The organism is Methylomonas sp. HW2-6 (assembly GCF_052474525.1).
On record NZ_CP184124.1, the window covers coordinates 3598186 to 3619339 of the forward strand.

13 protein-coding genes and 1 riboswitch are annotated in these 21154 nt (G+C 53.6%); of the genes, 4 read left to right on the forward strand and 9 right to left on the reverse strand.

What is annotated here, in order from left to right; all coding sequences use genetic code 11:
* Positions 1 to 142: 142 nt before the first annotated feature.
* From ACH518_RS17300 to ACH518_RS17325, 6 genes are all read right to left on the reverse strand, one after another.
* The gene (locus ACH518_RS17300; RefSeq protein ID WP_140910703.1) at positions 143 to 628 is read right to left on the reverse strand and encodes a hypothetical protein; all 486 of its coding nucleotides are present in this window, start codon (positions 626 to 628) and stop codon (positions 143 to 145) included.
* Positions 628 to 1737, reverse strand: coding sequence for a hypothetical protein (locus tag ACH518_RS17305; protein ID WP_445370983.1), 1110 nt, complete (start codon positions 1735 to 1737; stop codon positions 628 to 630). The genes ACH518_RS17300 and ACH518_RS17305 overlap by 1 nt, the downstream gene beginning before the upstream one ends.
* On the reverse strand, positions 1737 to 5288 hold the full coding sequence (locus tag ACH518_RS17310; RefSeq protein WP_445370984.1) for a carboxypeptidase-like regulatory domain-containing protein: 3552 nt from the start codon (positions 5286 to 5288) through the stop codon (positions 1737 to 1739). Before ACH518_RS17310 ends, ACH518_RS17305 begins: the two co-directional genes overlap by 1 nt.
* A gap of 189 nt (positions 5289 to 5477) precedes the next feature.
* Positions 5478 to 6152, reverse strand: a complete 675-nt coding sequence (locus tag ACH518_RS17315) for a PEP-CTERM sorting domain-containing protein (protein WP_445370985.1) — start codon at positions 6150 to 6152, stop codon at positions 5478 to 5480.
* A 172-nt stretch (positions 6153 to 6324) separates the two neighbouring features.
* Positions 6325 to 8352 (reverse strand): cytochrome c family protein, encoded by a 2028-nt coding sequence (locus ACH518_RS17320; protein WP_445370986.1) that lies wholly within the window; start codon positions 8350 to 8352, stop codon positions 6325 to 6327.
* Positions 8349 to 12122: an FG-GAP-like repeat-containing protein gene (locus ACH518_RS17325; protein ID WP_445370987.1), complete on the reverse strand. Its 3774-nt coding sequence runs from the start codon at positions 12120 to 12122 to the stop codon at positions 8349 to 8351. Before ACH518_RS17325 ends, ACH518_RS17320 begins: the two co-directional genes overlap by 4 nt.
* Here ACH518_RS17325 and ACH518_RS17330 point away from each other — a divergent pair.
* The 4 genes from ACH518_RS17330 to ACH518_RS17345 all read left to right on the forward strand — a co-directional run bounded on the left by ACH518_RS17330 (position 12086) and on the right by ACH518_RS17345 (position 15985).
* A complete protein-coding gene (locus ACH518_RS17330) occupies positions 12086 to 13252 on the forward strand; it encodes an aminotransferase class V-fold PLP-dependent enzyme (protein ID WP_445370988.1) in 1167 nt (388 codons plus the stop codon). The two genes, ACH518_RS17325 and ACH518_RS17330, sit on opposite strands and share 37 nt — an antisense overlap.
* A gap of 280 nt (positions 13253 to 13532) precedes the next feature.
* Positions 13533 to 14012 (forward strand): hypothetical protein, encoded by a 480-nt coding sequence (locus tag ACH518_RS17335; RefSeq protein ID WP_445370989.1) that lies wholly within the window; start codon positions 13533 to 13535, stop codon positions 14010 to 14012.
* Between the two features lie 136 nt (positions 14013 to 14148).
* Positions 14149 to 14943 carry a hypothetical protein gene (locus ACH518_RS17340; protein ID WP_445370990.1) on the forward strand — a complete coding sequence of 265 codons (795 nt, stop codon included), beginning with the start codon at positions 14149 to 14151 and terminating at the stop codon, positions 14941 to 14943.
* A 70-nt stretch (positions 14944 to 15013) separates the two neighbouring features.
* Positions 15014 to 15985 (forward strand): 2-hydroxyacid dehydrogenase, encoded by a 972-nt coding sequence (locus ACH518_RS17345; protein ID WP_140910694.1) that lies wholly within the window; start codon positions 15014 to 15016, stop codon positions 15983 to 15985.
* Positions 15986 to 16039: 54 nt separating this feature from the next.
* On the opposite strand, the gene ACH518_RS17350 is transcribed toward ACH518_RS17345, so the two are convergent.
* The 3 genes from ACH518_RS17350 to ACH518_RS17360 form a co-directional block, all read right to left on the reverse strand.
* Positions 16040 to 16774 (reverse strand): hypothetical protein, encoded by a 735-nt coding sequence (locus ACH518_RS17350; RefSeq protein ID WP_445370991.1) that lies wholly within the window; start codon positions 16772 to 16774, stop codon positions 16040 to 16042.
* A gap of 89 nt (positions 16775 to 16863) precedes the next feature.
* Positions 16864 to 19134 (reverse strand): cytochrome c peroxidase, encoded by a 2271-nt coding sequence (locus ACH518_RS17355; protein WP_445370992.1) that lies wholly within the window; start codon positions 19132 to 19134, stop codon positions 16864 to 16866.
* Positions 19135 to 19409: 275 nt separating this feature from the next.
* Positions 19410 to 20417 carry a hypothetical protein gene (locus ACH518_RS17360; RefSeq protein WP_445370993.1) on the reverse strand — a complete coding sequence of 336 codons (1008 nt, stop codon included), beginning with the start codon at positions 20415 to 20417 and terminating at the stop codon, positions 19410 to 19412.
* Between the two features lie 53 nt (positions 20418 to 20470).
* Positions 20471 to 20547: riboswitch (cyclic di-GMP riboswitch) on the reverse strand.
* Positions 20548 to 21154: the final 607 nt, after the last annotated feature.

The following is a 21154-nucleotide window of genomic DNA, read 5'->3' on the forward strand; positions in this document are numbered from 1 at the left end:
TCGAAACAAACCACCAGATTTTTTCCACTTGAGAAATACCTAAAAACTCAATCATAGAATATTGACTGTAAACCACTATTAACAGCGCTAATCAAATTACACGAAAACCGAATACTCCAATCCGATCGGCATAAAATGGATACTAAAGACTAACGTTTCTAATTTCGATGCCACGATCGACTAATAGCTTTTGGACTTTAGAAAGTTTAACTCCGCTCTCATCCGAAACCTTGAACCTTTGTCCCGAGTGCGCAATAAAGACCAAGGACAAACTCGGAAAATCAACACCGCCATGCTCCGATATCACGTAATCGATATCGCCAAAATTTAATGCAAAAGAATCGTCAGACTTAAGAAACAAAAAATTGGATTTAGGGGGAACTTCCCATCGAATAAAACTCTCGGTTACCAGAATTTTCCAGCCACCGCCGATAACTATAAATACAATTCCGCGCAACAAAAATAACAAAGAAACCAACCGTGCGATAAACTTGGTAAAACCCCAAAAAAAATCGAACTGCGGATAATAAGCCGAGTACCTTTCAACACAAAAAACAACAACAAACAGAACACAGAAAAAAAACAGATATTTAAGACCAACAGCCCGCAGACTTTTGTTATATTCCATTAATCGTCGATCAATTTGTATTTCTTAGCTATAGCGCCTAATAGATAATCGGAGTACAGAACGCCTTCGCCGACAGAAACCTTTCCAAAAAAGTCCGCAACAATCGAATCGCCTTCTTGCTTAAACCGCAGAAGCTCAAGTTTTCCATGCCCAGTTTGGGAAAAATTAAACTCAACAAAGACATCAATTAGAGAACCATTTTTAATAAAACCGAGCAGATTTACGTTCTTCCAAGACGAAACATAGGCAACAAAATTCTCAACATTCATCACACTTTGATGACCGGTAACACCGACCATGCGTATTGGATTGTTAGCCCCCGAAGCTAAAAACGCTGTATTTAAGCCACTTTCTTTCACTTGTTTTATCGTTTTGACAACAGCAGAAGCGATCTTTCTGTTCTCGAGGTCCTTGACCTTGACAATCAAATCGTCCAGCTCCTTACAATCCAAACAGAACTTCTCGTTTAATTCAATTAGCAGATAATTTAAAAAAATAGGGCAACTATTTTTTGGATCCTCATCTCCGAAAGGCCACTTCAATTTGATTTTATTCGTAGCGACCGCGGAACCATCAGAAAGCGATTTATCACTAGCTCCGCTATTGACTAATGTGTAATAAATACTTTCATAAATCTTGTTTTCAGGATTGTTTGCAAACTCAAAATCCAGCAAACAATCTTTAAAATCAACAGTACAATGAAAATCTTCTCTCCATGGAATATTTTTATTTGGGTATAAATAATCTACGCCAATACCGATATATCTACCCCAGCGAACTCCGCCTAAAAACCTAATATCTTGTTGCTCGGTATAAAACTTTTTCGGCATTGGAGAGACTTTTTCAAAACCTTTAGTTTTGTCTTTAAGCAGATAGCCGACCGTCCTACCGTTTTTCAAATCAGAAATCAATTTATTCAAAACGCTTGCCGAGCTGCGATAATTCGCATCACTTGGACTTATAACGCTATCAAAACATATTTCTCCCTCGACGTAGGCAGTCTTATCACCTATCAAGGTTACATATTTTTTGCTCGCATCGGCAAAAGCGCCAATAGAATGCAGCAAAATCCAAATCAGAAACAGTAGTCTATAAATTAGTTGTTGCATTAACATGAACCATCTTGCCCTGGATAGATAATAATCACATAAGTGAATTGCGGTGGATTTAACAACTCATATCCAAACAAGGATATTCTAACCCCGACTTTTGCTTCACCCGTAAATGCGGCGAGCGTATAACCACAAAACGTCGGACAGTTATTACCGTAAATAGGCAAATTCCCTTGAAAACCGCTTTGACCCAACCTTGCTGCTGCGGTAGCCGTTACCCCCACATCGATAATCTGCTTTGGAGTGCCCGCTAGCAATACATCGGCCCCGATACTTTTAATATCTAAGCCTATGGTTGGCTTAATCGAGATATTGGCTCCACCTGTGAGAGCTACGCAACCCTCAGCGTCAATACAATCAAAAAGATACTCCCCATATCCTCCGGCGCTCCCCGTGAGAGACACATCGGCCCAAATTCCCCATTTTCCGTCTCCGAACACATGAATACCATATCCTTTATATGCCAAGGTTTCGTCGAAACTTAACTTCGGCGCTTGGGATAAAGTCGCAGTTATCTCCACATATCCAAGAATATTCACCCTTTCGTATCTGGAAACGGGATTTGTCATTCTGCAATCTTTACAACACCTTTTTCCTGTTGCAACCTCACCACGCGCCTCAACCTTTACCCCATTGATATTCAAATAAGGTATTTTCTTTAAGACGTTCTGCGCCTTGTCTGCGAAATCTTTTACCTTGCCCAAATTCGACTCTGAAAATCGAAAAATCTGATCATTTCCCTCATCGACAGGGCATTCGGGCATCCCGCATCGACCGTCTTTGCATTCAAAACAATTTTGTTTCTCGGAGCCATCCCCACATTTGGCTTTATCTTTTGCGGGATCGGGCTTAATAGCCATGTCCATGCAACTACCACACTTCGCATCTTCTTTTGTAATATCAGCATCATCTTTCTGATCTTTTGCGCTACCGTTTTCGCAGCCTGGCTTTTTACAATCGCCTTTTATATCGTTTTTCGAGACATCCGAGTCATTAGGAACTTGGGTAGGACTTCCGCCCTTACATCCTGGCTTTTTACAGTCTTCTGGAACATCCTTTATTGATGTCGGCGTTTTGCTGTCGTCTGGAACAATCTGACAGTTACCCACGCATTTTTGACATTCCCCAGGACTCGAAGCGCAACCACTTCCTCCAGGCTGACTACCGCAATGCCATCCCGCTTTGATTACCCCCACGCCCTCATTAGACTTGATCACGCTGCCATCGGCGGCAACCGTACCCAAACCGATCGCCACAAACTCTTCCAGATCATGGTCGTAGGAATACATCTCGACTTGCGCGCCTGGCTTATGACCATCGACATTCGGCAAAGTCAGCCTGGCCGGCGGATCGAACTTGGCGCCGACTGGCTGAATCGTGACGATGAACTGCGGCTGCATGCCGTTGGGCGGTGCCATCGGGATTTTGCTGGCATTCACCGGCGTGACCGACAACTTGCCGGTCTTTTTGCCGTCCGGAAAGGTGACCGAGCCTTTTTTGACTTCCAGTGCAAAACCGGGCACTTCAGGCAAAGTGAGTGTAACGTCCTGATCGCCGACGATTTTGGCGTTGACGGTATCCAGTTTGACTAGATAGATCGGTGCAGATAGGGGGTTATCGGCACCGGCGATAGTGACAAGATTAAAAGCCAACGTCGGCCATTCGCCTTCGGCGGTAGTGGTACTGCCATCAGCGATTAAACGGACCGCACCGATCGGCACTTCGGTGATTTTAAACTGGCCTTTGTCGTCGCTTTGCGCTTCGCGGGTAGTGCCGTCGACGCGCACGGTGACTTTGGGTAGCGGATGTTCCTGATTATCCAGGACCACACCGCTAATGCTGGTTTGGCCGGGATTGCCGGTCTTTAGGGCTGAAGCGGTGAAACCAGCGTACAACTCGGTTCCGACTAAAGTCGCACTGACCCTATGCACATCCAGCCCTTCTTCGCTACCCAGCGTAAATTCGGCAGTAGCGCGGCCGTCGCTGTCGGTGGTGCTGGTGATGGCGGTTTGGCCGTTTTGGAATTTGCCACCACCTTGGGTGACCTTGAACTCTATTTTGGCTCCCGGTACGACGTTCGCGCCGTCGTCGACCACTGCAACGACAAACGGCAACGGTAACGGTTGACTAACCGCGCCACGTTGGTTGTTGCCGCTGTTGACGGTAACTTTGTTGCCGGCCCCGACTGTCGCGCTGGCATAGAACAGCACTTCGCCGTCAAAACCAACTGATGTAGCTCTAACGCGCTGGTTTCCGGTACCAGCCCGGCTGCCGGTCTTAAAGGTGGTGGAAGCGACGCCTTGGGCATCGGTTTGCACCAGCACGCCTTGACCTTGGTCGCTGTTGCCGACGCTTAATACGCCGTCGCCCTCGGTGACGCGGTAGATCACCGGTTTGTTGGCAACCGGTTTGTTGGCGCTATCCAGCAACTTGACTTTCAAGGGTTGCGCCAAAGCGGCGTTGATTTTTGCTGTTTGGTCCTGGCCGCCAAACAGTTCAATGTGCTGCGGAGCCAAGGGTTGATAAGTGACTTTGATGCTGATGCTGCTGGTATTGCCGACATTATCGGCAGCATCGATCTTGATCGTGTTTTCGCCGACGTTCAATGCCACGTTTTCGGCCAAATAACTGCGGTTGGCAATCGAGGCTGCTACGCCATTTACTTTGACGTTGGCTTGGCCTTCGGCGACGGTACCGCGCACGATATCGTTGATCAGGCCGGATACCGCGATTTTATCGGTGCGCACGGTATCGCCGTTTTTGGGCGATTCGACTGTTAAATACGGCGGCGTCATGTCCAAGGATAGCGAAATGGCGTCGCTGACATCTTCGCCTTTAGCATTAACTGCGCGGGCCGTGATGGTGTTATGGCCCTCGTCCAACGAGACGTCAGCTTGAAAGCTACCGTTGTTGTTGGTGACTGGTGCACCGTTTAGCGTAATCTGGGCAGCAGGATCTGAGACGGTGCCTTTGACGGTTTGCGGCGTATGACCAACGGTGAGCAGCGTCGCCGGGCTGATGATTTGCACCTTCAAGGCTTGTGCGACGGCTTTTTCGACCCGAGTGGAAAAACTGAAGGTATTGGGGCCGCCGCCAGCGACGATGACAGTCACCAAGCCGCTACCGCCAGCGGTAAAGTTGCCGCCAACGTAGCCGGTCAAATCGAAATAAGGTTCGCCGGCGTCGGTGGTACCGCTCGCATTGCTAATCGAGACTTTGCCGGCCGGTGCCAAGCCGGTGATAACTAACCGCAACGGTCCGGCGATTTCACCACCACTGGTATTTTGGAGGCTAACGCCGACCGTTGCGTCGTTGCTGCGGCGGTTGCGCACCGGAGTAGCTAGTTTGACGCTGACCTGGCTGGCAGAGACCGTTTCCCAACTTCCGGTTGCGGCTTCGGCGGTTTCCGGAAACTGCAGGGACAAGAAAAACAACATAAAAAAAGCCGCGATGGGAAATAGCGGCTTTATCGGTGTTGAGAAATAAGCTCTCGACTGTGCGACTGTCCTACCCATTAACAAAACTTGCAAACGCTGGATAACCGACATCCGTAACTCCTTATTTTTCTTTTGTCATCGCGACACCCATGCATCGCCGCTTGTTTAACTGTCAGGCTCCGTAGCCTTCCTGATGGACACAAAAAACGCAGATGTGAGCAATAAACTCTGACACCTGCGTCTCCACGTTAGCCACTGAGCCGCACTCTAGCAAATTATATTTTGCGAAACAACTCTAAGTTATTGGATTCGATTTTGAACTTTACGGCGACTTCTGGATACACGGCCGCAATAAGCCAATCCGCCAAGCATCATCAGTCCGAGTGTTCCGGGCTCAGGCACGCTAACCGGTGGTTCTGAGCGCTGTTCCAGACGAACGTTATCCAACAGAACCTTGGAATCGAGACCATCTTCTTCATCGTTCAATTCGAACGAAAATGCCACAGAACGGCCTACGTAAGCGCTAAGGTCTAGTGAAAAAGACGTTGCACTGCTCAAGGCATCAATAGTTGCCAACAAGACATCACCCAAACCATTGGCGTCGTACATCCAAAGCGATAAATTGTCGCTAAACAGACCTGCGGGGCTTTCCGAGCCGTCATTCCCCAATGAGCTAAACAGCGCATCGAACTTGAGAAAATCGTCACCGGCCCCCAATAAAATCGGGGTGCCGAAACTAAACAAGCCATCGTCGCCCTGCACTATTACTGCAGAAAAAGGTGCCGTACCGGCTCCCGTGACCAGTTCAGCGGCGCCGGCTGAATTCCAATTCACCGCTCCGTTACTGGTTACGGTAGACCAGCCGTTAAGATCGCTATTGAACGTCCCGTTAACAATGGCCGCCGCGGAAACCGAATCAGCGTAGAGCATTGCAACCAAAACAGCCGCGCCGAAAGGAAACAATTTTGTTTGCATGTTAAATTCCTGTGATTTGAACAATGCCCTGTCCGCACACAAAAATTATGCCTTTTTGTAGGTTTTAACAGAAATTCAACCCATTACATTCGTTAAGGTAAATTTCCGCCCCCGCACTTGAGTACGAATGTAAAATTTCCCGACAAAAAGCCAAGCGACACCTTGCAGTGATTTACTGATCATAGGCCGCATTCGCAACCTGGGGTCTGATTTTGACCGGCAACGTCAAGGATGTCGCAGCCATTTCAACAATCGGCAATTCGAGCCGGTCGTCCTTGAATGCCCAGCGGGCATAACGGTTATTCAATTTGCGATAGTTGATGCCCGCAGTCACCGTCAACGGGCCTTTCGTGTCGTCCGAAATAGTAAAGGTGTAACTAGTCACGTCACTTCCGCCCGGCGGAATCGTGCGCTTAAAGCTGTCCCCCACCATATTGAACAAATCATGCCGCCAAACGGCATTGCCTTGCCGATCTATCGGAATCGACCGGTAGAAATAGGCGTTCGGCTCGACGTTATTGCCGGCGTCGAGTTGGCCGGATTCGTAAACCGTGCGCCCCTGGCCATCCTTAACCAGAAAATGAATCCAGACTTCGTTGATGTCGGTAGTACCTCCGGGAAAGGCATGACCGACCTGCGCATTAGTCACAGCCACTTTCAACGTCACTTTTTCACCTAAGTAACAATAGGCCGGAGCTTCGGTCGAAGGAATCAAACTCGGATCGACATGGCGCGCGGTTTCTACCGCGTCGTTACGATTCGGCTTGTCTATGCTGATCCGCACCTGATCGGCAGTCAAAAACCGCCTTGTTCTTTCCAGCTGACCTTCGTTGCGTGTTACCCACGGAACCGCGGTGTTCGCACCGACATTGAAATGCGTTTTGATCAATCCCTCCGGACTCGCAGAGGGATCTTTGCCAGGCTGAAGTGGAAAATGGCAATCCTGGCAACGGCGTTGCTGGGCATGAGCAAACGTTTGCCGGGTTTGTCCCGAGTAAGGACCGTTCAACCATGCGGTGTAATCGTCCTGCATCTTCACCCAACCCCAGTTATTAAAGTCTTTGTCCATAAACTGCGCATGGCAAGTAGCGCATATTTCCGGCGCCGCCAACACACTTTTCGCGAGATCCGCTTTGTGCTGCTCGGGTTTCAAGCGTATCAAAAAGTTATGCAGAAACACTGGCAGCGATCTATCCGCACCATCAAACAAATACGCTTGCGGTGGCGCAAACCGGTAGCTGGCAACGCCCTTCAAATGTTCTATGCGCTCGATGCCATGGCAAGCCATGCAACTGACACCCTGCTGCATGTGGCCGGGCGTGTCCAGCTTTCCGCCCTTGGTCAGTTGACCGCTCAGCAACGCGACCGGCGCGTGACAGCCCTCGCAATAGCGGGTTGCATCCATGCCCTTGCGTTCCGATAACAATTTAATATTCGTTTGGTAGGTTTTATCGGATGCGGCTTGGGCATGAATCGAGGCTTGCCATTGCTCAGCGATCTCTAAATGGCAACTGGCGCAACGCTCGGAACCGCCGACGCGCTTCACATCAAAAAAGCCCCCCGTACTGGTTTCCGTTTGACTTGGACGAAACGGATGTTCGCCGTAGCTGTAGCCGTAGGGCTCTATCGCAGGCGTATCGCTATAGGGACTGGTGCGGAATTGATACGCAAACGTCGCCCCGGCAACGAATAAAAAACCAATTACAGTAATCGTCACCAAACCCTTTGCCGAAGAACCGGCCAATGACGGAAACCGGCTGGGCTCCTTGTTTTTGCGGCGCTCCGGCAGCGAAAGCGCGTGAAAGGCGACATGCCCGACGAGAATTGCGACCGCAACGGCAGACAACCAAACATGCGATTGAAACACCCAACGCTCTGCTTCCGATTGGCCGAACAAAACCACATGCAAGCCAGTGACAACCAAAGCGACGACTAACAAAGCGGCCAAAATACCGGAAAAAGCTACCCAAGAGCGCTTCAGGCCAATCGTTCGGCGAAAGTGCAAGAATAGGTAAGGCAGCAATGCTGCTGACAACGCCAGTCCCAAAAACGTATGTAACAACCAAAGCCATTGTTGAAATACCGAAAAAGCCGGCCAACCCCAACTCAAGTATCCACTCCAAATCAGCACCAGGATCAGCCCGGCAAGCGGCCTGGCATAACGCCGTTCGGCGAGCATTTGACTGTTTTGTAGACTCATGACTTACCCTCCGAACCTTGACCAAATATCAGCATTTTCGCCGACGGGTCGTTGCGTTTAAGCAAAAACTCGACCCCACTCAGCCGAAGATCGTCTTGCTCGTTAGCGCTACCGGCAATCTTGCGCGCGAACTCGACTAACGAATCGTCGTTAAAGCTGAATAATTTTTCCAACAGAGCCGGCCGTAGCGGATCTTTCTTGTTTTGTGCCGCGGCGTAAAGCTGATTCAATGCATCGGGATCGAACTCAGTGGTGTATCGTTTCAACACCGCTTCGCGTAACGTTAAGTCGAGCGTAGTATCCAGCAACATCCGCCGCGCGGCTTCGCGCTTGTCCGGGCTTGTTTCTCCCGCGTAGATTAACACCGGGCAGAATTCCTTGAACGCGGCGTCCGCAGTGAAGCAAACCGCTGTCAGACTCGGCGTTGATTGCGAACCCGTATTTTGTGCCGACAATACTGCTAACAACCTATTCGGCGAGGAAATGCCGTGTGCCGACCAAGACCGTAGCGCCTGACCCCGCAATACCGGATCTTCTATCAACGTCCGGAGTTCTTCCTCGCGAAAATCGGCGTTTCGCGCCAGCATCTCTCCCAGCGCCCACTCTCGAATCGCCGGATCAACATCGCGCCATGCTTGGCGTGACAATTCGTTCGTGGCACCCTCGGCCTTGACCGACAATGCTCGGTAAGCCGACGCTCGAACCTCCGGTTCTTTGGCTTTCAACTGTTCCCACAACCAGCTACGAACGTGGGGATCGTCATAGTGCTGCCAAATACTGATCCACGCCAACCGCTGGCCAATATCGGCCGGCTTGAATCGACTGAATAGGTCGAGCGCTTTTTGCCGTAGCGGCCCGCCATCGAACACCGCCGCGTCGTCTCCCAAAACCAGCAATTCGTTTAACACAGCCAATCGTTGTGCCAGTGGCCGATCGCGAAATGCGCCGCTTCCATCTAGAAAATTCGTCAATTTGGCTGGAGCGTCAACATCGCCCAGGCGCTTCGCCGCGACAAACAGTCGTGCAATAACATAGGCAGGTTGTTTGTCGTCCGCCAACAAAGCGTTTAATTTTGGCAACGCTTCGGTCTGACGAATTAGCCCCACTGCCCTGACCAATTCGCCGCGGGCGCTTACATCGCTGTCATCTAACCGGTCAAGCAACGCATGAACACCGCGAAAACGCTCCGCGTCGGCCAAGGCCCTGGCAGCCGCGCCCCTGACCTGCGGAGAGATATCGTCCAATAATCGGATCAGATAAGGTACTGCAAGGTACTTACGGTAGACCACCGCCTCTTCCTCGCGGAAAAAATACCCAAACGTGTCAGCTAGAGCGACTTTGACCTCGACACTGTCGCGATTGAAAGCACCTAATAACCAACGCACCGACGCTTCGTCTTCCATAGCTCGCAAACCCGCAATGGCTGCAACGGCATTCTCGGGCTCAGAATCGTCTAACCCCCTTACCAATACCGCCAATCCGCGTGGGTTTGCAGCCTCTGTAGCCAGTTGAATTGCCGCCTTCCGTACCTCAGGTTCCGAATCGGCCAAAGCCTCACGCAGTTCGCGAAAAAAATCTTCGTCACTCAATATATCCTTCGTCATCCGTAAGCAACGGGCTCTCAGTGCCGGTTGGCCGCCGCCTAAGGCCATCGGCAGAAGCGCTTTGGCGTCGCGAGCTAGCTTGGCATCCAATGGCTGGAGCTCGCTTTGGTCCTGGTCGACTAACCAATAGCGATCGACTTGCTTGGGGTAAACAACCTGCCGCCCGCCGTCAGGCCACTCAACCACTACCTTCTCGACAGATGGGTTGGGACCTAACCCAAACAGCAAACGCTTGTCGCTATCCGACAAAAATCCTTCGCCGCTAACAAGGGTTTTGGTTTGGCGTCCCGTAGCCGTGTAGGCGTGGACAATGGCTCCCAAGCCGTCGCGGTTGCTACGCTGCCCCTGCAATTTCAAGCCCAGCCAGTGTCTGGCCTGGGAATCGTTCCGGAGGTACTGGCCCAATTCGTTGTTTTGGGTAAAGTAAAGATCAATGTCGCCGTCGTTATCGAAATCTGCCGCTACCGCCCCGCGCGCGGATGTCTGATCGAAAAACGCCGATCCGGAATTCGCTGAAACAAATTGACCTCGAGTATCGTTTAGCCAAAATTGTTTCGGTTGCCCTTGGCTAAGCCTTGCCGTATCTGGGTCGGGTTCTAAATGTCCAGCAGCGAGCACGACGTCTTCGAATCCATCGTTGTTGAAGTCCCGCACCAACGGCGACCAACCGGATACGTTCAAAAACGCGTCGCTGCCGATGCCAAGCTCCCGGGACCTATCCAAAAAACCAAGGGAACCGTCTCTATCTGCCTGCCAAAACAACGCTAAGGTATTTTCTCCGCTAGGACTGGCCAACAGCAGTTCGGCGCGTCCATCGCCATTCAAATCGCCAGCGCCGATCCCCCTGCTGCCCAAAGCCGAACGTAGCCCCAGAGTTTGGCCTGCCGATTCGAATCGTTTACCGTTACGGTTGAGATATGCACTGTTTGAGCCGGTGCCCTTGTCGTTGCTGACAAGCAGATCCGGCCAACCGTCTCCGTCAAGATCATGCCAAGACACGTCCAGGGTACGACCATCGGCGCCCTGCACGCCAAACTCCGCCGCCACTTCCTTGAATTTGAACCCGCCTTGATTGACATACAAGCGATTAGGTAACGCCGGATACAAACTGGCGTCGAAGGTACCCTTCTTTTCCGCCACAAACTGACTGTTGGCCTCGTACGTTTTTTTTCCCTTCTCGAACTCGATAAAACGCCCCACGTAGATGTCGAGCAAGCCGTCTCGGTTGAAATCGGCTGCAGCAGCTGAAGTGCTCCAACCGTTATCCGTCAGGCCGCTTACCGCTGTAACTTCGGCGAATTTGCCGCCGCCGGTATTCCGATACAGAAAGTTGCCTTGTTTTGCTGTAACCAGTAAATCGCTATTTCCGTCATTATCAAAATCCGCAGCCAAACACCCCATTCCCCAAAGGGTTTGCTCGAGACCGGCATCGGCCGTGGCATTGCGAAACCTGCCGTCGCCAGTATTGAGAAACAAAGCATTGCCTTGATTTTGTTGCCACCAATACGCCTTACCGTAATAACGCGTCTGGCCGCTGCCATTGACCAAAAACAAATCGACTAGTCCATCGCCATTAAAATCGGCCGCGCACGCGCCGGCACCCAAAGACTCGTCGATACCGGCCAGTTGTTCGTCGCCTTGCTGATGACTGAAAAACAAATCGGCGTCCAAGGTTCGATCGGAAAACACAGGCCTATCGATGTCAACCGCGTGGTTTTCATCGTCAGTGGTTTTCGGACTGTCCGAGTTCAAAAAGCCTGGCGGTACTCCGACTGGAGTATTCGATAGGGTTACCGCCGACAAAACCAGCAATATTGAAATACCGACTATATCGAGAGAAATCAGCTTCAAATCCTTGATTATGGAACGCATAAATAACTCAAAAAGATAGGGCTGCAGCATAGCCCGAGCGAAGCGAAAAAGTGTACCGGCTATTCTTATATCAGAATCGTTACAAACGATCGATTTATTCTGGACCGAACGCCGAAACTCTGCGGCAGCATCTATTTGATTCGTATCTCCGGAACCATTCAACGAGTATTCCTGCATTGGTCGGACTTGCTCAAGCCTGCCTTCTATGGCACCATCCGGCGATTTTCTAAGCTTCCAAAATTCCAAGGAGAAACCAGATGGCGGGTCGCAATCACCTTTTTGTTCCAGGTCCAACCAATACCCCACACGAAATTCTGAGCGCGATGCACGTGCCGATGGAAGACCACCGCTCGCCGATTTTCCCTAAATTGTTGTCGCCGATTCTGGAAGACCTGAAAAAGGTGTTCCGCACCGAAACCGGCCAATGCTTCGTGTTTCCGGCCACTGGTACCGCCGGCTGGGAAGTGGCAATGACCAACTGTTTGAACCAGGGCGATAAAGTCCTGATTTACCGTTTCGGCCAATTCGGCCATTTGTGGGCGGAAGCCGCGCGCAAACTGGGTTTCGATGTGGAAATTCACCAAATCGAATGGGGCAAGGGCATTCCGCTGGACCATTTGGAAGCGCGCCTGAAAGACGATAAAAATCACGAAATCAAAGCCGTACTGGCCACCCATAACGAAACCTCGACCGGGGTCACCAGCGATATTCCCGGCGTCCGCAAAGCCTTGGATGCGGCCGGCCACCCTGCCCTGCTGTTTTCTGACGGCGTCAGCGCGATCGGCAGTATCGATTTCCGCCAGGACGAATGGGGCGTGGACGCAGCGATCGCCGGCTCGCAAAAAGGCTTCATGTTGCCGGCCGGTCTGGCGATATTGGGTTTCAGCCAAAAAGCCCTAGCCGCAATCGACAACAGCAACTTCCCGCGTTCTTTCTTCTCGTTGAAAGACATGGCGGCCTCCAATAAAGATGGTTACACCCCTTACACACCGTCCACGCCGATGCTGTACGGCCTGCGCAAAGCGCTGGAATTGCTGCTGGAAGAAGGCATGGAAAACGTCTACGCCCGCCATCACCGTCTGGGCGAAGGCGTACGCCGCGCTGTGGCAGCCTGGGGCTTGCAAACCTGCGCCCAGGAAGGCTGGGCTTCCGACACCGTCACCGCCATCGTGGTACCGGCCGATAAGGACGCGCGCCACGTGATCAGCACGGCTTACAACAAGTACAACATTTCCTTGGGCGCCGGCTTGAGCGAAGTGGCCGGCAAAGTGTTCCGCATCGGCCACGTCGGCGACATGAACGACGTTTCCTTGTTGGGCGGGATTGCCGGCGTGGAAATGGCGATGCTGGATCACGGTTTTGATATCAAAGCCGGCAGCGGCGTCGCCGCGGCGATCGAATACTATCGTTCTACCGCGAAATAGCCCTCGCTGACGGTCGGGCGGCGAATCCAGATTCGCCGCCCGACCGCTCACCCCATTGCCCCGCTCTGCTGCCGGCATTTTCCGGCCTAAGGTTGTGCGCAGCACACCAAAATCGATCGAAAGTCGCACCAAAATTCGGCAAAAACACTTAACCGGACAGGTTGCGCACCGACCACAAAATGAATATCCAACTGAAATTACTATATTTTTTTCATGTCGGCGCCATTTTTGCTGTTACCTACCGAGGACCAACTGTTTTCAACAGCCAAGGGAGGACGTCATGAGACATTCATTATTGCTAATCGCTATGTTGGCCGTTCCGGCCCAAGTCAAACCGTTAAACCAGCCCGATCCCGGTTTATATGGCAGTTTCGCTGCCGCGCCGCTGCAGATTCCCAATCTATTACCCTCGCCCGAAACCGTAACATCAAGCCGCTGGTTATTTCCAGCAGCCCTCCAGGGCTGCCAAAACAACACGGTTCCGAGCGAATTGTGCAAATTAGTCGAATGGTCGGCCATGGATTATCCGACACTGAGCCAAGTGGCCTGGACCCTAATGCCCAGCGCCGGTTATGGCCTGGCTCAAGCCGGGTTCGCATCGACCGCGGCCGGGCACACTATCGATGCCGATCAGACCGAAGCGCAAAATCTATCGGGACTGCCGTTGGCGGCCATAGCCTGGTTTTCGCTGGGCTGCCTGCTTGGGTCGCTAGCCATGCTGCGCCACCGCCAGACTCGCCGCGCTTACGCGATCGCTTAAGGTTTTTAAAGGGTATATTTGCGCTTGAGCTTTGAGTTGCCTATAGTCGCTGCCATTGACAATCCAATCGGCGGCGACAGTCGGCAAACTCACCGATACGCCGTCTCGACTCACGACCAAGCAAGAGGCGACGGCCATGGCGAAAACCCTGTACCAATTGCTGAACCTTCCGGAAACGGCTACCGCACAACAAGTCCATAGCGCTTTCAAAACCGTCGAACGGCTCTACACCGGGCGCCATGACGATGCTTCATTGGCGAGTCTGGCCCGCGCCAGAGAGGCGTTCCTGATCCTGTCGGATGCGCAGCGCCGCTTGGCGTACGACCGTAAACTGGCGATGGCGCAGGTCGCGGCCGACTCGGCTATTGCCCCGGCCGAGCGGCATAGGCCTTTCCAACTTGCGCCGCGGCAGATTATGGTCGCCGCGCTACTGGCGGTGGCGGCCGGGCTCTGGCTGTACCGGGATTACCAAAAAACCGAACGACTGGCCGCTGCTGCAGAAAGTCTGCTGCGCCAGCAAGAATGGCTAGCGCAGCAAAGCCGGGGCGATCGGCAACAAGCCCAAATCGAGGCCGAACGTAGCCTGCGTCAGCAACAACTGGAAGACGCCAATCGCTTGGCGGAACGCCAGCTAGCCAACCAACAACGAGCGCTGGAACTATTGCAAAGCCAGGCGGATACCCAATCTGAGCTTAGGCAGCAGGATATCGCCAACAGCCGCCTGGAAATGCAATATCGAAAACCCGAATTGGCGCTGGAATTGCAGCAGCAGAAACAACAGTACGCGACGGCCCAACGCGAACGCGCACTGCATCAGCACGACGAGAACATTGCCAGTATCAACAGCCTGAGGGCCGCGCGGGTCAGAGCCTACGACCGCGAACACACCACCGGCGAGATTTCCCGCTCAAATCCGGCCTTGGATCCTTAGCCGCCGCGCCGAAAATCGCCGCCGGCTGGCTTATACTGGCGGCCCGAACGCAGCCATACAGGAATTTTTGATGAGTAAACCCAAAGTGTTGATCAGCCGGCGCTGGCCGGCGACCGTCGAAGCCAAATTGCAGGAACTGTTCGATACAACCTTGAATGGCGACGACCACCCGATGAACGCCGACGAGTTTCGAACGGCTCTGCAAAACTACGATGCGGTCTGCCCGAGCGTTTGCGATGCGCTACCGGCCGAGGTGCTGAACGTCGCCAACAAACGCTGCCGGATCCTGGGAAATTTCGGCGTCGGCTACAACCATATCGACATCGCGGCAGCGAGGGAACAAGGTTTGGTCGTGACCAATACCCCCGGCGTACTAACGGAAAGCACCGCCGATATTGCTATGACTTTATTGCTGATGACGGCACGGCGCGGCGCCGAAGGCGACCGCTTGGTCCGCTCCGGCCAATGGCGCGGCTGGTGTCCGACGCACATGATGAGCAGCGACGTCACCGGCGCCACGTTGGGATTGGTCGGCTTCGGCCGCATCGCCCAGGCCATGGCCCGCAAAGCGCACCACGGCTTCGGCATGAAGATTTTGTACGTCAAACCCAGCCCGGCCGATCCGGAAATCGTCGCCGATCTGCAAGCGGTGCGGTGCGAGACACTCGAAGAACTCTTGCCGCAGTGCGATTACGTGTCGCTGCATTGCCCCGGTGGCGCCGACACCCGGCATCTGATCGACGAACGCCGCTTGGACCTGATGAAACCCAGCGCGCACTTGATCAATACCGCTCGCGGCGATGTGGTCGACAGTAAAGCCTTGATTCGGGCGTTGCGGGAAAAGCGCATTGCCGGTGCCGGCCTCGATGTTTACGAAGGCGAGCCGGACATCGACCCCGGCTTTTTGGCATTGGAAAATGCGGCCTTGTTGCCGCATTTGGGCAGCGCCACGATCGCCACCCGCACGGCGATGGGCGAAAAAGTGCTGGCCAATTTGCAAGCGTTTTTCGCCGGCCGGACGCCACCGGACCGGGTGGTGTGAGGCCGGCGGCGCGGCACGTCCGACCCCGACCGCCGGTGGCTGAGATCAGACCGATTATTCGCTTCGGCGTTTTTTCAGACCCAAGATACCGATCACGCCGGCCAGAAACGACCACACCGCGGCCGGCAGCGGTACCGGCGAGGCTTCCAGATGGTTATCCATCCGCACGTCGGCGTATAAACCTTCGGTCTGGCCGGCCGCCAATTCGAAGCCGAACAGGCCGCTAGTGCCGGCTCGTGACACGTTCAGGTCATTGAACGCGGTATCGACCCGGTCGGCACCTTGCCACAGGCCGTCACCGTTAAAGAAATCGATCGCCACGGAACTGGAATCGGTGGCCGAGCCGGCCGCCGCGCTGAGCAGATAATCCAGACGCAAATTGATGGCGTAGCGATCGCTGCCGTTATTGCGAAACTCCAAGCCGTACCAACCCAAATGGTGCGCATCCAGGGTACCGTTCGCCAAGGTGCCGCTGGCGGCAAAGGTGTAATTGAAATCGCCGCCGGTCGACAACTCAGGATTGTTGGCGAGCACCGAGCCGACGCCGTTGATTTGCACTTGCGAATATTCGTCGCCGGGATTGGCCGGAGCGTCGATCTGCTGGAAATAGCCGACGATCTCCAGGCCGGACAGATCCCCCGGATTGCTCAGGTTGACGATGCTCTCAATACTGTAACTTAACGCTGCGGAACTGTTGAAACTTGTAGCGGCAGTCGCCGTACCCGCGGTAAACAGCCCCAACCCTGCCAGCCATACCAGAACGGCTCTGTGTTTTATTGAAGTTTGCATAAGTTAATCTCTACTTGACTTTTGTGTCCGGAAATCCCGCGCGACTCGGCGTCGCGCGGGCCGGTGTTTTCGATACGGCATTCAGCCGCTCAGTGCGCCAACAACTGGTCGAACGGCAACAGCGGGTCGACTGAACCATTGGCACCGACGGCCGGGACGACTAATACTTCGTCTTGCGCCAGATCGGCTTGCAACGGATTGCCGGATACAACAGCTTCATGGTTACCGTCGTGGCCGTTCGGCACGATCACCTCCGGATGGTCAAACGGCGCCTTTTCATAGCGCACCCGGTCGTCAGTGAACGATTTCAGGTACGCGATCAATTTGGCCCGGTTAGCCGGCGAATTGATCGACGACGAGATGGTACCGACCTGCTCGTGCAAAATATCGTTGTGGAAATTACCTTGCCGGCCATAAAACTCGATCACCTGTTCCAGCGTTGCCATACTGCCGTTATGCATGTACGGCCCGGTCAGCTCGATATTACGCAGGGTTGGAACTTTAAAGGCCGCCTTGACTGCCACGCCCAGATTTGCGGCATTGGCTTCGTTGCGTGCCGAGCTGGGCGACGGAATGAAAGCTGTGGCCGGATCCGCACAGTTTTGATTGCGCGACACACCCTCCCGACTGCCGTCCGCCTGGATACCTTCCACTGCGGTAAAGTAATAAGGCTCGGAAACGTCGGTATTAATCGCAATCGCGGTGATGAAATCGCAAGCGCGAATATCCTTAACCAGACGATCCTTGATCCCGGCGGGACGGTCCTGCAAATACTGAAGGTACTGAGCGGCAAAGGATAGCGGATTGCCGAAATCGTCGAGACCGCCAACTCCTCGGTCGCCATTCGGATCGGCAACACCGGTGTTGATGTACCCCAAGTCCATCAGCAAAGGCATGCCGTCGCTACTGAAATCCCGGGTTACCGGATTGACATATTGGGTCATGCCGGCTGCTCGCGCGCCGCCGGAAGGACCGAACGCATCCGGTCCGTACGAAATTGGTGTCGCTGCCAAACCAAAGGTTTTGCCGGGCTCGGGCTTTAACAACGCCGCATTGGTAGCGACCGCGGCCAGACTCAAGCTCGGGCCGGCATGACACAAATTACAATGATTGTTGAAAAACAAGTTGCCGCCGTCTTTCAGCGCTTGGCGCTTGGCCTCGGTCTCGGCCGGCGTGGCGCCGACAATATTGGTCCAGGTCGGGCGCAGACTGGCATCCACCGGGCTCAAATCGAAAGGCGATTGATCCGCCACCAAGGTCGACTGGTAAAGCTGGAGCGCCAAGCCGAAGAACATCGGGAAATTGGCCTCCATTTGGTTGTAGGCGGTTTGTCCCGGTGGAGCACCGAACGGGCCGATGCCGCTATAAGACCAGTATTTGGTATTGAAAGCCTGCATGATCAGATTTTTATAGGTCGTATTCAGACCGGGCTTCAGATTTCCGATGCTGCTCAAGCTATAGGGGCCCAACACACTGTCTTCGTGGTGCACCTTCTGATGTTGCAAGGCTTGGCGTCCCAACAGCTTGCGGCCGATATCGGCCCATGTCCGCTGCCTGCAGCTCATTTCGGTATCGCTCAAACCCGGCGCCGTCGCCAACGATGCTAAAGACGAGTTTTCCAGATGCAGCTTTTCTTTAACCACCGAGCGCGAATTGAGTTTGACCCAAACCCCGGCATTCGAGTCGCGTTCACCCCAGGGACTGCTACCGTTAAAGATATTGTTGGCCCGCCCGTCCCAGAAATTGCGGTGGTTGAACACCGCATTGATTACAGTCGGCGCATTCCGCGGCTCCACCCGCCGGGTACCGGTTTGGTTAACGTGAAATACCGCATCGACGCTACGCGAACATTGGTCGGCACTGCCGCTGAAACGCGAAGCGCCTTTGAAGTCGCCGCTAAAGGTACCGGACGACGCCACCACATCATCGGTGGTAAAGGTCACGGCGCTGAATTTATCGGCCGGATCGGACAGCCGGTGCAACGGAAAGTCTTGCGAACGCAAGGTATGATTGGGGCCGCCACCGCCCGACGCCAACGTATCGAACGTCTGCCCGCTGGCTTTGCTGCTCTTGGCGCCGGGATTCAGCTGATTTTTGACCCGGGCGTCGGCCCCGGCGTGAAAATGGCAAGACCCGCAGGCCATGCCGTCGCTACCGACGCTCATATCCCAAAATAAGGCCTTGCCCAACGCAATCGCTGCCGCCTTATTCACCACGATCGGGCTGGAACCGTCCAACAAACCCGGCACCGGCGGCACCGGTACCCGCTGTAACGATACCGGAACCGGTCCGTGGGCCGCCACCGGCAGCGCCGCCAGCGAAGCGATCGCTATTAAAAAGATTCTCGGAAATACCTTCATACCTGCCTCGTAAAACCCGCTATTCACCCGGCGCCGCATCTGCTTTGGCCCCGGTCTGGGAGTCGGATAAAGACTGAACCTGCGCATGCCTTCGATTGCATCCGTTCAGTCGAAACCAAAGAAATCAGGGCCGGCCCCAACCTAGACAACCCCGGGAACCGACCACTAAATTATTGTGAGCGCCAGCTAATCGGGACAACATCGGACATAAGGCATTTGGACCTTGTTACCCGAGCACGCCCCATTCGGCAAAGCGGATAGGCTGGCGCTGTAAGCTAGACCGGTTTTTTTCGACCTAGCGCGGTAAAACCCAATAGAGCCGAACCGAACATCCAGACAGCTCCGGGCAACGGCACCGCACTGACTCCGGTATTGTTGATGGTCAACATATAGTTTTGGCCTGCACCGATTCCGCAATTTTGACCATTGGCATTATCATCCGGGCAACTACCCGCCCAGCCGATCAAGTAATAACCGGCTTTCAAGCCCTGCAGGGTCAACATCGCCTCGCCGGCACTCAGGGTCGCGAAACCGGTGTAGACGTAGGGTGAATCTTGGTTGACGTTGGTGAGTGCCGTACCATTCAGCGGATCGCTGGCACCGCCGCCGTATTGACCGACATTTCCGGGGTTGGTGGCACCCGCGAGCAGACCTTGAATCTTATCGCCATCGCCGTTAGTGAAGGAGTAGCCGGCATTGGCATAACCGATCCATCCGTCATGGCCGCGGACTATGTTTCCGCCGCCGCCTTCACCCAGCCAGCCGTTGCTGCCCTGAGTCAAATCGGCGCCGGGCACACCCAGCAATCCCGTGCCGCCCAGACCAGGAGGCGCGACGTAACCGGCGACACCGCCATCGTAAGGCCCGCGCACCTGACTCCAGGCATGTCCGTAACCGCTGCCGTCGGCGGCACCGGTAACCATGGGCGCGGTTCCGCTGGTCCAGATCGAAAATCCCGGATAGTTCATCGGTGCCGTGCCGCCGTTTTGTTTCAGATTGACCGTGACATCGAATCGAGTACCCGCGGCGACGTCGGCGTCATCGCCGACCTGAAAAATCCTGAAGGGTGGCGTATGGGTCCAACCGTAGTTAAAACCGGTTCCGTAGTCAGCCCAAGCCCTTTTCGGCGCCTTGCCGGATACGCTAGCGCTGTCGCCAGCGTCGATAACACCCAGACTGGCCGGACTAATAGCGGCGGCCTGTCCGGAATAAGCGGCCATAACGCTGGCGCCGAGCGCAGCCAGAATTGCGCGGCGTAAGCTCTGTTGATTAATGCCTATCATATTGATGCCTCAATAACTGATTCGAAGTGAAGAAATTGCATAATTGCCTAGTCCAGGGCAGTCAGGCCGTCTCGCCGTGAGACCCCTGAATTTCCGTCTCCTCCTCGCGGCAGGTTCGGCTTTTTCCCGGAGGTGATATCGCGTCCGTTATCACTCGAATGAGAAAGCACAATTTGTACCTATTTTTTTTAATTAATTTTCAATAAGTTACAATCAATCCAGCCAAGACTTGCGGATTTTGCCGCAGTATTGGCCGTCTGCGGCAACGCCTTGGTCAGCACGACAAATCAACACTAATACCTCATTAAATTCATTAACTTATTAAACATTCACAGCAAAAAAACGGTTACCAGCCGATCCGGCATCGGTAGCGCGGTGCAGCCGGAAAACAGCTGGGTAACGACGACTAACCGCCCGGCAGGCCTAAGCTGCAACGCATACTCTAGTCCGTTGTTTTAACTAATGAATTACCCATAGACACCGTTTGTGTAAGTCCGGTTGGCCAACCCCAAGTCGCCTGCAAATGCATAAAAAACACACATACTGTGTGATTTCACTTAGCGTGTGCGCGATATCACATAATTTGGATTTACCCGGCACCTGCATCCGGGCAACAGCGCGAGTCCGGTACCGCCACTACCGGACGATCGGATACCGAGATCCACACCCGCGAAAACCGCGCAATCCTTAGGTTTTCAGTCGCGCCGCCTAACACTGGAAAACTCGCGGAAACGATA

Coding starts and splice junctions, on each gene's coding strand:
- ACH518_RS17300 (WP_140910703.1), bottom strand. CDS start 628: ATGGAATATAACAAAAGTCTGCGGGCTGTTGGTCTTAAATATCTGTTT.
- ACH518_RS17305 (WP_445370983.1), bottom strand. CDS start 1,737: ATGCAACAACTAATTTATAGACTACTGTTTCTGATTTGGATTTTGCTG.
- ACH518_RS17310 (WP_445370984.1), bottom strand. CDS start 5,288: ATGTCGGTTATCCAGCGTTTGCAAGTTTTGTTAATGGGTAGGACAGTC.
- ACH518_RS17315 (WP_445370985.1), bottom strand. CDS start 6,152: ATGCAAACAAAATTGTTTCCTTTCGGCGCGGCTGTTTTGGTTGCAATG.
- ACH518_RS17320 (WP_445370986.1), bottom strand. CDS start 8,352: ATGAGTCTACAAAACAGTCAAATGCTCGCCGAACGGCGTTATGCCAGG.
- ACH518_RS17330 (WP_445370988.1), top strand. CDS start 12,086: ATGGCGGGTCGCAATCACCTTTTTGTTCCAGGTCCAACCAATACCCCA.
- ACH518_RS17335 (WP_445370989.1), top strand. CDS start 13,533: ATGAGACATTCATTATTGCTAATCGCTATGTTGGCCGTTCCGGCCCAA.
- ACH518_RS17340 (WP_445370990.1), top strand. CDS start 14,149: ATGGCGAAAACCCTGTACCAATTGCTGAACCTTCCGGAAACGGCTACC.
- ACH518_RS17345 (WP_140910694.1), top strand. CDS start 15,014: ATGAGTAAACCCAAAGTGTTGATCAGCCGGCGCTGGCCGGCGACCGTC.
- ACH518_RS17350 (WP_445370991.1), bottom strand. CDS start 16,774: ATGCAAACTTCAATAAAACACAGAGCCGTTCTGGTATGGCTGGCAGGG.
- ACH518_RS17355 (WP_445370992.1), bottom strand. CDS start 19,134: ATGAAGGTATTTCCGAGAATCTTTTTAATAGCGATCGCTTCGCTGGCG.
- ACH518_RS17360 (WP_445370993.1), bottom strand. CDS start 20,417: ATGATAGGCATTAATCAACAGAGCTTACGCCGCGCAATTCTGGCTGCG.